11 protein-coding genes are annotated in these 12,912 nt (G+C 51.3%); 8 read left to right on the top strand and 3 right to left on the bottom strand.

The genetic code is table 11. The annotated features are described in order from the left end of the window. Positions 1 to 52: 52 nt before the first annotated feature. The 3 genes from ACJJIN_RS18105 (at position 53) to slmA (ending at position 4,212) form a co-directional block, all read left to right on the top strand. Entirely contained in the window at positions 53 to 2,428 is a 2,376-nt protein-coding gene (locus ACJJIN_RS18105) for a phosphomannomutase/phosphoglucomutase (RefSeq protein ID WP_444895662.1), read from the top strand. A 146-nt stretch (positions 2,429 to 2,574) separates the two neighbouring features. Further along, a complete protein-coding gene (gene argB / locus ACJJIN_RS18100; protein ID WP_413663820.1) occupies positions 2,575 to 3,492 on the top strand; it encodes an acetylglutamate kinase in 918 nt (305 codons plus the stop codon). 111 nt (positions 3,493 to 3,603) lie between these two features. Further along, positions 3,604 to 4,212 carry a nucleoid occlusion factor SlmA gene (slmA, locus tag ACJJIN_RS18095; RefSeq protein WP_108735025.1) on the top strand — a complete coding sequence of 203 codons (609 nt, stop codon included), beginning with the start codon at positions 3,604 to 3,606 and terminating at the stop codon, positions 4,210 to 4,212. Positions 4,213 to 4,276: 64 nt separating this feature from the next. Here the strand turns inward: slmA and ACJJIN_RS18090 are convergent, their stop codons facing one another. Both ACJJIN_RS18090 and pyrE read right to left on the bottom strand, forming a co-directional pair. After that, positions 4,277 to 4,873, bottom strand: coding sequence for a hypothetical protein (locus tag ACJJIN_RS18090; protein WP_444895661.1), 597 nt, complete (start codon positions 4,871 to 4,873; stop codon positions 4,277 to 4,279). 47 nt (positions 4,874 to 4,920) lie between these two features. Next, positions 4,921 to 5,574: an orotate phosphoribosyltransferase gene (gene pyrE / locus ACJJIN_RS18085; RefSeq protein ID WP_444895660.1), complete on the bottom strand. Its 654-nt coding sequence runs from the start codon at positions 5,572 to 5,574 to the stop codon at positions 4,921 to 4,923. 114 nt (positions 5,575 to 5,688) lie between these two features. On the opposite strand from pyrE, the gene ACJJIN_RS18080 reads away from it, so the two are divergent. Next, positions 5,689 to 6,456 carry an exodeoxyribonuclease III gene (locus ACJJIN_RS18080; protein WP_413663823.1) on the top strand — a complete coding sequence of 256 codons (768 nt, stop codon included), beginning with the start codon at positions 5,689 to 5,691 and terminating at the stop codon, positions 6,454 to 6,456. 66 nt (positions 6,457 to 6,522) lie between these two features. Here ACJJIN_RS18080 and rph read toward each other — a convergent pair whose 3' ends face one another. Beyond that, the gene (gene rph / locus ACJJIN_RS18075) at positions 6,523 to 7,242 is read right to left on the bottom strand and encodes a ribonuclease PH (protein ID WP_444895659.1); all 720 of its coding nucleotides are present in this window, start codon (positions 7,240 to 7,242) and stop codon (positions 6,523 to 6,525) included. 109 nt (positions 7,243 to 7,351) lie between these two features. Here rph and ACJJIN_RS18070 point away from each other — a divergent pair, with 109 nt between their 5' ends. The 4 genes from ACJJIN_RS18070 to ACJJIN_RS18055 all read left to right on the top strand — a co-directional run bounded on the left by ACJJIN_RS18070 (position 7,352) and on the right by ACJJIN_RS18055 (position 12,742). Beyond that, entirely contained in the window at positions 7,352 to 8,239 is an 888-nt protein-coding gene (locus tag ACJJIN_RS18070) for a YicC/YloC family endoribonuclease (RefSeq protein WP_444895658.1), read from the top strand. An 88-nt stretch (positions 8,240 to 8,327) separates the two neighbouring features. Further along, a complete protein-coding gene (locus tag ACJJIN_RS18065) occupies positions 8,328 to 8,882 on the top strand; it encodes a rhomboid family intramembrane serine protease (RefSeq protein ID WP_413663826.1) in 555 nt (184 codons plus the stop codon). A gap of 529 nt (positions 8,883 to 9,411) precedes the next feature. After that, positions 9,412 to 11,163: a S8 family peptidase gene (locus ACJJIN_RS18060; RefSeq protein WP_444895657.1), complete on the top strand. Its 1,752-nt coding sequence runs from the start codon at positions 9,412 to 9,414 to the stop codon at positions 11,161 to 11,163. 334 nt (positions 11,164 to 11,497) lie between these two features. Next, positions 11,498 to 12,742, top strand: coding sequence for a sterol desaturase family protein (locus ACJJIN_RS18055; RefSeq protein ID WP_444895656.1), 1,245 nt, complete (start codon positions 11,498 to 11,500; stop codon positions 12,740 to 12,742). Positions 12,743 to 12,912 lie beyond the last annotated feature (170 nt).

The raw sequence follows: 12,912 nt of genomic DNA, 5'->3' as shown, positions 1-12,912 counted from the left end.
CAAATCAGGGATATCTGTGGGCTCCAACAACAAAAAGAAACCAGGCGGTACCATGCAGAAAGGGTTATTTCTACCGTTATTATTAGTAGTTGTCGCTTGGCTGGGCGGTGCCTATCTGTTAATCCAGTATCTTGTAATACCCCACAATCATTCGCAGATTGAGCTAGCCGCCAAGCAAAAAACTGCCGAACTAGCTGAAGTCGTGCAGTCTTACGTCGCAGACTATTCGAAGCGCCTGCAGGCCCTTGGATCAAGGAAGCTCCCTGCAGCAACACTGATTGAATCTACCAAACTACCTGAGCAGGTATCCCTCCAGGCCTTTTCTTCCGAACAGGTTCGAGTGGGCTCAGGGCAAAATCCCTCCCTGAACTTTGCCTTGGTCGATCTGTTAAAGCGCAGTCAGGAAACACCTGAGCAACCGATGGAAGTACTGCGTACAGGTGTGGAAAATAGCTGGCAACTTCATAGTGTTATCACCCTGGAAAATGAACAACTACTGGCTACCCAACCCTTTTCCGTGCTGGAAAACATTTTAAAAAGTCTGGGCGGTAGTCATGGACAAGTTCAGTTAATGCAGAAGTTTCCCGATGCCCACCGACAAACACTGTGGCGCGCAGGCATAGGAAAAGGCTACAACACTGTAGAGCAACTTGAGGACAGCTATTTAAGCCTCCACTTCAGTCCCTCCCAAACCTTTGTCGAACAGCACAGTCTGCCCACATCCTGGATTTACATCGGAGCCGGTATTGGAATATTGGTGAGCCTATTCGCCCTACTGAAATTCCTACCTCGCGATTCGAGAGCCCCATGGGAAAGAAGTAAGGATGCTAGTGGCAGCGAGCTTAATAAGGCGCACCCACAAGCCTCTGATGGAGGAACTACACAGGCTTCCAATACAGATTTTCTGCCGCAGAGCTTGGCCTCAGCACCCAGTATCTCGGACTCTGATTCGGAGAACTCAGAAAGCGAAGAAAAAGAAAATAGTTCAAAGGACTTGCCAGAAAGTGACGATGACAAGCCCGAGCTGCCTCTGACCTCTGAGTATCCCCAGCATGTTTTCCGCGCCTACGATATCCGTGGAATCGCCGGGCAGGAAATCAACGAACCTTTTGCCTATCAACTAGGTAGAGCGCTCGGCACCCTGGCACAGCACGCTGGAGAACATCTCTTACTAGTTGGCCGAGATGGACGCAATAGCAGTGAGACACTTAGCCAGTGCCTGATTGAGGGAATTCTAGATAGTGGCTGCAACTCTATTAATCTCGGCCTGATTCCATCACCACTTCTCTATTACGCTTGTGCGAAAGGAAAAAATACCAGTAGCGGGGTCATTGTTACCGCAAGCCACAACCCTGCGGAATACAACGGCTTTAAGATCGTACTGAAAGGTCGCGCCCTGGCGGAAGACAAACTGCAGGGGCTCTACCAGTTGATGAAAAAAGGCCCATTCAAAAGTGGGGAAGGCGCCAATCGGGAGCAAGAAATCACCGATAAATATATCGATGAAGTTTTCAATAATGTCGCCCTCGCCGGGCAACCGCACTTGGTTATCGATGCTGGCAATGGCGCCACCTCTAACCTGGCTCCCCGCCTCTTTGAGCAGCTCGGCTGTGCAGTAACACCGATCTATTGTGAGGTGGATGGCAACTTCCCCAATCACGCACCGGACCCCTCCAGGCCAGAAAACCTCGAAGCCTTGACTGAAAAGGTTCTGGCTACAGGAGCAGATCTGGGCGTGGCCCTGGATGGTGATGGTGATCGTGTTACCCTAATTTCAAGCAGCGGCCGTATCGCTTGGGCAGACCAACTGGTTATGTTGCTGGCAAGGGATATCCTTGCGCGCAATCCGGGAGAAAATATTGTCTTCGACGTTAAGAGCAGTCGCAGTTTATCCCAGCTAATCAGCCAGTATGGGGGCCGCCCCATTATGTGGAAGACCGGACACTCTCCGATGAAAGCCAAGATGTTGGAGACCAAAGCCATTTTGGGCGGCGAGCTTTCCGGACATATCTTTATTAAGGACCGCTGGTTTGGTTTCGACGATGGTATCTACGCTGCTGCGCGGGTACTAGAAATTATGGCACTGCGCGAACAAAGTCTTGATGAACTCCTCGACACCTTGCCGAAAATGCACAGCACCCCTGAGATCCTGCTACCAGTAGAGGAAACTGAGAAGTTTTCACTGATAGACCAGCTGCGCGATAAGGGGAATTTTGGCAATGCCGATATCAATACTATCGACGGCCTGCGTATAGAGTTTCCCGATGGCTGGGGGCTTGTACGTGCCTCCAATACCACTAGCGCACTAACCCTGCGCTTTGAGGCTGAAAATGAACAGGCCCTGGAGCGCATCCGTACTGAGGTGATGGGACAGCTCAGAAAGATTGCTCCCGCAATTACTGTACCCGACTGGCAGCTGCTCGATTAAGATAAAACGGCGGAATAGACTGCGCCGCCATCGGGCCACTGCCCCTATTGCTTAGAAAACAATCCACCACATTTGCTTTAAATCGTTGGCGACTCAATTCAGGACCCCAAACCTGATTCCCTTTCGCCCTGTGTAAGGAACTGCCCATGTCCCTAGATCTAAACTCTGCGCTGAAAAGTGCCCAGGTCCTCAATGAAGCACTGCCCTATATCCAGCGCTTTACAGGCAAAACTATTGTGGTCAAGTTCGGTGGCAACGCCATGGTGGATGAGCAACTACAAAACAGTTTCGCGCGAGACATTATCCTGATGAAGCTGGTAGGTATGAACCCAGTGGTAGTGCACGGTGGCGGACCTCAAATCGGGCAGCTGCTAAACAAGCTCAGTATTGAGTCCCGATTCGTAGACGGAATGAGAGTCACCGATAGCGAAACCATGGATGTTGTAGAGATGGTGTTAGGGGGCACCGTCAACAAACAGATCGTCAATTTGATTAACAAAAATGGGGGCCGCGCGGTAGGTATCACCGGTAAAGACGGATTGCTGGTTAAAGCGCGAAAGTTGACCCGAAAAAATGAGAGTGCGGGACTACATGCCTCTGAAATCATTGATATCGGCCAGGTAGGGGAAGTCGAGAAAGTTAATATTGATGTGATCAATATGCTGGTTCACAGCGACTTTATCCCGGTTATCGCGCCGATCGGAGTCGACGGCAATGGGGTTTCATACAATATTAATGCCGATCTCGTCGCTGGAAAAATCGCCGAGGAATTGAAAGCAGAAAAGCTGATGTTACTCACCAACGTCGCCGGTCTGCAGGATAAGGAGGGGGAGGTTCTCACCGGACTGACTACCAATGAAGTAGAGAGCTTAATTCAGGATGGCACCATCTATGGCGGCATGCTGCCAAAAATCACCTGCGCTCTGGACGCTGTTCAGGATGGGGTAAATTCCGCTCACATCATCGACGGCCGTGTGCCCCACGCCATATTGCTCGAGATATTTACAGATCGAGGCGTGGGTACCCTGATTACCAACATAGAAGCGCAAACTGTGGACCACTAGCCCCTTGGCAATTGAAGACAGCCCGGCGAATCGGTAGGATTCCGCCGCCGTCAAAATAAGACGACAAGAGCAAAACTAAATTCCGCCCCCCAAGCGGACCAAAGGCAGTCAATGAGCAGCGAAAAAATCAATCGGCGTCAACAAATCCTGGAAGCTCTAGCACATATGCTGGAAGTCAGTCCCGGCGCACGTATTACAACAGCAGCACTGGCCAAGGAAGTTGGTTTCTCTGAAGCCGCGCTATATCGTCACTTCCCCAGTAAATCCAAGATGTTTGAAGGGCTGATCGAATTTATTGAGGAGACCATTTTCAGCCGTATCGCAATGATCCTGCAGGAGGAGCCCTCGGCTCTCAATCGCTGCCAGAAAATTCTGCAGCTCCTGCTAGCTTTCTGTGAGCGAAACCCTGGAATCACTCGCCTGCTCACAGGCGACGCGCTTACCGGTGAAACTGAAAGGCTGCATGGACGAATCCTGCAGTTATTTGATCGACTGGAAACCCAAATTAGACAGATCTTGCGCGAAGCCGAGTTGCGCGAACACCTGCGCCCAACTCTTCCTCTCGGTGGTGCTGCCAACCTGCTTTTGGCGAGCGCGGAGGGGCGTATCGTCCAATACGTGCGCAGCGGTTTTAAGCGTAAGCCTACAGAGTACTGGGCAGAACAGTGGCCCGTATTAACGGCTGGTTTCTTCCGTGAGACAGTGGCTGCAGCCAGATAACCATTTCCTCATGAGGGCTGTTTAGCGGTAGCCCTCCGAAATTATTCAGGTATTGAAAAATCAGTTAGCTCTCAACATTAAGCTCTGTGTAGCGGGCTACCGCCTTATCGAAATCAACCCCTATGGTATCTGCTTCAGCCGCACGCCGGCTGAGGCGCTCCTCAAGCACTTCCATTTCTTTTTGTAGATCTGCAATTCTCTGCAACAATTCGGGAGCCACCTCACGGCCGCCCCGCTGCGTTCGTGCAGCAGAGGCTTCTTCCTGGGCAATTTGCCGGCGCAGACTGCTGATATTTGACCGCATGATAGCCATATCCTGCTCAACGACAGCCAACTTGCGCGACCGTGCACTCTCAATATCCGCAATACTGTTATAGCGCTTTAGCAGCTTTCGATCCGCTTCCCGCTGGGCCTCTAGCTGAAGTTCGGCTTGGTACTCTTCGGGACTGAGCTGCGGTGCAACTACTTCAACTACACGACCGGTGAGAGTGAGAATCTCATAACCATTTGGAACAAATTCCGGTGGAATAACATCGTTGATCACCAGGACTCCCTGGTGATCAGTGTATCGATACAAAACCCGGCTATTGTTGCCATAAGCCTCTACAGCCAACATCAAAAGGGTGCTGACCAATAGAGGTACTAAAGGGGCGACTCGCATCGCTCTTCTCTCTAAATTAACCGGCCCACGGCTAGGGGGGACAAAATTTATTGACCCGCGACACCGTAGCGCTGCCGGTAGTCCACAATTTTCTGCAGAGTATCGCTGTCATTCGACTCCTGCTCGAGAAAGCTGATCACATCGTCTAACTGCACGATGCCGACCACAGGAATATTGTACTGTCTCTCAACTTGCTGGATAGCGGAGAATTCACAATCTTCGTTAGCCTTTTCCTGGCGGTTGAGACCAATCACAACTCCCGCTGCTTCTGCGCCATGAGACTCGATAATTTGCATCACTTCGCGCACGGCTGTGCCCGCAGTAATAACATCATCGATAATCAAAACCTTGCCATTAAGCGGCGCACCCACTAAGGTTCCGCCTTCACCGTGATCCTTGGCTTCTTTTCGGTTGTAACAGAAAGGCTTATCGATCCCCTTTTGGGCTAGAGCCACAGCAGTCACCGCACCCAGCGGGATACCTTTGTAGGCCGGCCCAAAAATGACATCGAACTCCACTCCCGAAGCGATTATCGCCTCGGCATAGGCCTGCCCCAGCGCTGCCAGTGCAGCACCGGTGTGGAAACGGCCGGCATTGAAAAAGTAGGGGCTTTGACGGCCCGACTTCAATGTGAAGTCGCCGAAACACAAAACCTGATGATCCAGGGCAAGTTGGATAAAATCGCGCTGATATTGCTGCATGGAAAATTGTTAACTATTGGCTAAGGTGAAGGGAGACCTCCCCGTAGCATTCCCGGGGGTAGGCATGCATATAATGTTTCTAATGATACACAGTCCGCTGGTAAGGGGCTAATAATGCGAATAGTAAGCTTGTCGGTAGACGGCGTTCATCAGGCCGCCCAACGCGGTCTCTACGATTGGTTGGCGGAGCAGGACGCAGATATTATCTGCCTTCAGGATCTGCGCTCTCTCGAGCCTGAATTGGACCACCCAATATTTCACCCCGACGGTTATTACAGTTACTTTTTCGACTCGGGAACTCCCCACGAAAATGGTGTGGCTATCTACACCCGCAGCCAGCCCAAAGCCATCATATTCGGCATGGGCTTCGCCAATGGTGAGGATATGTACGGCCGCTATCTACAGGCGGATTTCGAGCGACTGAGCGTTGGCTCCCTGCTCGCGCCAGTCGCCTCAGATGAGACGTCGTTAGAGAAAAAAGTCCAATTCTTTGAGGACATGCAGGCGCACTTGCTAAAAATAAGCCGCAAACGCCGCGACTTTATTTTCTGTGGTAACTGGGGCATGGCTCACCGTCGTGCAGACGTACAGAATTGGCAGGATCACCAGGATTCTCCCGGCTTTATGCGTCACGAACAGCGCTGGCTGGACCAACTGTTTAATGATGTTGGCTATGTCGATGCTTTTCGCCGTGTAGTAAAAGATACCGACGAATTTAGCTGGTGGCCCAGCGGTACTGTCGGAGAAGGAGATGGCTGGCGTACTGATATGCAGATCGTTTCTCACGGTCTGAAAAATCGCATTGAGTACGGTGCAATCAATAAGAATGTGAAATTCTCCAGCCACTTACCGGTAATCATGGACTACGAAATCGAAGTCTGAATCGCACGGAGTTCCGGCCCCTTCCCTATTGGGGGAGGGCCGGATACAAACCAAGGGGCGGCTGCTTTACTCGTCCAACGCCCGCTTTTGCAGAGCGATCAATTCATCAATACCCGCCTTGCCCAACCCCAGCATCTGAGCGAACTGCTTTTCGGTAAATGGCTCACCCTCTGCAGTGCCTTGAACCTCGATCATGCCGCCATCTTCGGCCATCACCAAATTCATATCGGTATCCGCTGAACTGTCTTCCGGGTAATCCAGGTCCAGTAACGGCTCCCCCTCATATATTCCCACCGATACCGCCGCTACCATATTCTTGAGCGGATCATCGGCTATGATTTTCTCTCGCTGCATATGACGCAGGGCATCAACCAATGCCACACAGGCACCAGTTATTGCTGCGGTCCGGGTACCGCCATCGGCCTGGATAACATCGCAATCGACGGTGATTTGATTCTCACCCAGCTTCTCCAGGTCTACCGCCGCTCGCAGTGAGCGCCCGATCAAGCGCTGAATTTCCACGGTGCGCCCACTCTGCTTGCCCTTGGCCGCTTCCCTAGGCATACGAGAGCCTGTGGAGCGTGGCAGCATGCCGTACTCTGCAGTAATCCAACCGCTGCCCTGGCCGCGTAAAAACCTTGGGACTTCACTGGAGAGAGAGGCATTACACAAAACCTTGGTATCACCAAACTCCACCAACACAGACCCCTCCGCATGACGGGTATAGTTGCGGGTAATTTTTACCGGGCGCAATTGCGCAGGGGCGCGGCCACTGGGACGCTGCATAGTCCACCTCAAATATTGAATGAAAGCCCCGCATTATATACCCCAGCATGACGATCCAAACGCTGTGTTATTATGCCGGGCCGATTAATACGCCTGTAGGGGAGCAGCTATGGCCAGTCAACGGGAACAGAACAACGTGCGCAGCATGACAGCCTTTGGACGTGCCGAGGCCAATTACGCAAACGGCACTGCTATCTGGGAACTGCGCTCGGTCAACCATCGCTACCTGGAACCACATTTCCGTTTGCCCGAAGCGGCTCGCGCCTTGGAAACACAACTGCGTGATACGCTGCGCAAGACGCTGTCCCGCGGCAAAATTGAACTGACCCTGAGCCTGAAGACCAATAGCGCCGAAGATACTGGGCTGGAAATCAATCAACCCCTCGCCCAGGCGCTGATTCAAGCGGCAAAACAGGTAGCGGGTGGCGAGGATGTTCAACCACTCAATCCCTTGCAAATTCTCCAATGGCCCGGTGTTATCAGTGAACCTGAAGCAGATACCGATAAACAGACGGCAACGATATTAGAGGCTTTTCGCGAGGCACTGGGACAACTGCGCGCAAACCGTGAACGCGAAGGCGCTGAGCTAGCCAAGTTTATTGAGGCCCGACTCAAGGGAATCGAAGAGCAGGTAGCCAATGTTCGAGAACTGCTTCCCCTGATTCTTGAAGCACAGCGAGACAAGCTGCGCAGCCGCCTGGAAGAATTGCAAGTGGAGCTGGACAAGGACCGGCTCGAACAGGAGATTGTCCTGTTGGCCCAGAAAGCAGATGTGGATGAAGAGCTCGACCGCCTCAGTGCGCACACTTCTGAAACACGTCGAGTTTTAGCCGGCGGTGGATCAATCGGCCGTCGGCTTGATTTCCTGATGCAGGAATTTAACCGTGAAGCCAACACCCTTTCCTCAAAGTCTGTGGTTACTGACACAACCCAGGCTGCGGTAGAGCTCAAAGTATTGATCGAGCAGATGCGCGAGCAAGTACAAAACATCGAATAACCCTCTGGGGCATTCTCACCGAGACTGTGGATGCCCCTCTGCCACCAGAGAGGGGGATTTGTGATAGCTCACCCTTTAAGGAATATTTATGCGACACAACCTGAAGTGGGTCGGCGCTATTTTTTTAGTGCTTGCTGCAATTGAGATTATTAATATTCTGAGCGGCCGATCGCTTAATTACTTTGGTATTGTTCCCCGCTCAATCAACCACCTCCCCCATATTTTTTCTGCACCATTACTGCATGGAAATAGCTGGCATTTCTTCTCGAACATATTCACGCTGTGCATCTTCAGTTTTTTAGTGTTGCAGTACGGGGTAAAAACTTACCTTAAAGTGACCCTGTTCGTTGTGATCACCACCGGACTGGCTGTTTGGCTTTTTGCTGGCAGGGGCAATCATTTGGGAGCTAGCTCAGTTATCTATGGCTATTTCGGCTTTTTGCTTCTTGCGGGATTTATCAGCAGGAAATTTAGCCGTTTATTAATATCTATTGTGGTAGCCGTCCTTTATGGAGGGCTTATTTTCGGTGTCTTGCCACGGGGTGGTTTTATCTCCTGGGAGTCCCACCTATTTGGATTTATCTTTGGGTTGCTGGCTGCAAAGCTGTGGGCCAAAGTTCCCAGTTATAGCAAGGCCAGATAAACACAAGCCCTAACACCGACCTTTCAACCTCAAACCCCAGTAGTAGCCAGCAAAGGTTTTCATTACTGGGGTACCCTCAGGAAACAGGCCCCAAAGCCAAGCTACGTAAATGCTACGTACACGTCACTAAGAAGCGTTTAGCGATTCATCTTTTCTGCGCACGATAATTCTTTTATCTGAAAATATTCGTTTATTATCCAATTTCCCCCCTGTGAACCCCTCCACATCTCTCCCGTAGATAAATTCTCACTATCAGATTTTTTTCCCAAAACTTATAAATTTGTCGCCAAAAGCCACACAAATTTAAAGGCTTAAGCTGAGGATAATAATTTCACGAACGTTATAAAGAAGTACCATTTTGAAACTTTGGTACCAATTTTGGTCAAACTGACTTACCGACTGTGAGAAAGACAGTTTCTAGGCCTATCCGTTAAGCAAATTTATTTTGTTAGTGCGGAGTTTTTCAGGAGTCTCCGGCCTATCGGAATACTGATAGCCGGATTTAAAATATCTCGGAGATATAACAATAATGAAATCATCATTGAAAAATCTTTTGCAAAAGACGACTCTGGCGAGTGCGTTTTCGTTACTGTGTGCTACCCCTTTCGCTACTCACGCAGCGGACGCGGAAAAAACACTGCTAACCGACCGCATCATCGTAAAGTACAAGGAGAGCGCTAAAGTTGGGAAGGCGGCCACCATGGCCACAGAGACGGTCGAAAAAGCTTCCCGTCGCGCCGGCCACAAGATGCGCCACCTCCGCCGTATGGCCACTGGCGCCCAGGTAATGCGCCTGGAAGGCCGTAAAAGTAGAGCTGAAGTAAGCGCGATCATCGATCGCCTGAAACAGGATCCGGATGTGGAATACGCAGAGCCGGACCTGATTATGAAAGCGATGGCCGAGCCCAATGACCCGAGCTATCTCAGCCAGTGGCATTACTACGAGTCCACCGGCGGCTTGAACCTGCCCTCAGCTTGGGACGTTACCCAGGGCGATGGCGTAGTGGTTGCCGTACTCGATACCGGTTATCTCCCCCACGCCGATCTGGTAGACAATATCCTACCAGGCTACGATATGATTTCTGACACTTTCGTCTCTGTAGATGGAGATGGACGTGATGACGATCCCACTGACCCAGGGGATTGGTATACAGATAAAGCCTGCGGTGACGACCCGAGCATCCCCTCCGAGAGCGACAGCAGCTGGCACGGCACCCATGTAGCCGGCACCATTGCCGGGGTTACTAACAACAACATGGGTATCGCCGGTGTAGCCTATGATGCGAAGATAGTGCCCGTTCGTGTGCTTGGACGCTGTGGTGGCTATACCTCTGATATTGCCGACGGCATTATCTGGGGTGCCGGTGGTTCTGTCAGCGGATTACCAAGCAACCAAAACCCAGCCCAAGTATTGAACCTGAGCCTCGGCGGTGGCGGTAGCTGTGACACTACCACACAAAGCGCTATCGACACTGCGCGCAGCCTCGGCGCTACCGTGGTTGTCGCCGCTGGTAACAGTGGTGCCAACGCAAGCCAATACTCGCCTGCCAGCTGTGATGGGGTTATTACCGTTGCGGCAACTGACCGTACCGGCGGCCGCTCTTATTACTCCAACTATGGCAATGTGGTTGATGTCGCTGCACCCGGTGGCGCACAGAGCTTCGCAAACGATTCCGACGGTATCCTTTCCACCTACAACAACGGCTCTACCGATGCGGGCAGCGATAGCTACTATTACAGCCAGGGCACCAGTATGGCAGCCCCCCATGTCGCCGGCGCAGCAGCGCTGATTTATTCGGTTAACCCCGACATTACTCCGGATGAAGTTGAGTCGATCCTCACCAGCACCGCTCGCAGCTTCCCCTCTTCGTGCAACAACTGCGGCTCCGGTATTGTGGACGCGGCAGCAGCTGTAGCTATGGCGAGCGGCAACGATAGTGGTAATGGCGGCGACGACGATGACGACAGTGGCAGCAATGGTTCAGGTTGGACTGAAACTAACCTTTCTGGCAGCCAGGGCAGCTGGAATGACTTCACCATTGATGTTGAGTCGGGGACTTCCACCCTTACTATAGAGATGTCCGGTGGCTCCGGCGAAGTTGATCTCTACGTGCGCCACGGTAACTATCCTACCCTGCGTCGATATGACTGTCGTCCATACCTCTGGGGTAACGAGGAGAGCTGCACCATTAGTAACCCGGATTCCGGCACCTGGTACATCAGTGTCTATGGGTATGAATCCTACAGCGGTGTGACTTTGGAAGCGGAAGCTAGCGAGTAAATAGCGACCCGTTCAGAGTAAAAAAAGACCGGCATTTGCCGGTCTTTCTATTTATAAACTCCAAAGAAAATCCTTTCACGAAGAAAACCATGCCTAAACATCAAAAGTCGCACCTAGCCATGGTACCAATTCGACGTATCGCATGCTCTTGCCAATCTTTTGATTAGTGCCAATCAGGCACCACTTTTGTAAACCTGAAAGTTAATTACGTCAAAATCCCTTCAGCGAATACTGACTGATTTCAGAATCCATGCTTCACTGGCATATGCGGCCCAGTAGCCGTGTGGCAGAGTTCGATAGATACGCTATCTAATAATAAAAATATGGGGTTTCTGTGGACCTGCTTACTTTCTCCATTCCATTTTTTCTGACTGCCATTCTTATGGAGTTCGCCCTGGATCGCTGGAAAGGCTGGGGGCTCTACAGGCTGAATGACACTATTGGCAATCTCAGCACGGGGATTCTCAATCGTATTATCGGGCTTACCTATAAAAGCTTATTCCTCGTTATCTATATCCCGCTGTTTACGTTGCTACAACCCTACTATCAATGGGTTGGTTTCAACTGGTCTATCGACAATGTCTGGCACCTGGCCCTGGCGGTTCTCGCATACGACTTCTGCTACTACTGGAAGCACCGTATCTGTCACGAGGTAAACATCTTTTGGGCAGAACACCTGGTACACCACCAGAGTGAGGACTACAACCTGAGCACCGCATTGCGCCAGTCTTCGGGGGGGGTACAGCTGGATTGGATATTTTATCTACCGCTTCTATTGATTGGCCTGCCGGCAGAAACTGTTATTGTCGCCGGCGCAATTGATCTTATTTACCAGTTTTGGGTTCACACACAAAAAATACCAAAGATCCGCTGGTTGGAGTGGTTTGTCATTACCCCCTCGAATCACCGCGTACACCACGCCCAGAACGCTGTCTACGTAGATAAGAACTACGGAGGGATATTAATACTTTGGGATCGCTTATTTGGCACCTACCAGCAGGAACTCGAATCTGAGCCCTGTCTTTACGGTGTGCGTAAACCCCTGAATACCTTTGATCCTGTAGCAGCCAATTTACAACACTTAAAGCGCATGACCATTGATGCCTGGCACACGAAAAGCTGGTGGGACAAGTGCACTCTTTGGTTCCGCCCCACCGGCTACAGGCCCGCAGATGTAGAAAAATCCATGCCAGTAGCCTCTACCGATCTGACAAACTTTAAACGTTTCAACCCTGAAATTAGCCCTGGTTTGCGCAACTACGCATTCGCACAACACCTCTGTTACACCGCCACAACCTTATCTCTCCTCTGGTTCACCAGCGTATTGAGTTTCTGGCAACTTATGGGCTCGGTTATTGCCTTGATTATTTGCCTGGCAATTAATGGAAGGATACTGGACGGTAATCCTATTTCAGGGCGCCTCGAAACTTTGAGACTCGCAGCACTCATCTGCGCTATTCCGCTACTAAACAATACATATGTACCACTCTTCATATCCTACTTGCTCGCAAGCTCTTTGGTATGGTGGTGGTTGGCAACCCGGCGCAAAGAGGATAGAGTCACTTTCGTTAGCGATTAACAACAGGGAGATCCCCTTAATCACAGGTGGTTGGCGGTGATTGAGAAACTCCCGCGAGGCTATCCCGGCCGGGCCCAGGCGCGCAGGTGGTAACGCGCCCTGAATCTCCCAACAGATACCCCCACTCCGGTCGGGGGCTAGCCTTGTCCCTTCATGACACTCTTTCATCT

Source organism: Microbulbifer maximicatervae (SeqCode), assembly GCF_052467505.1.
This window is presented reverse-complemented; position numbering and strand designations above follow the sequence as displayed.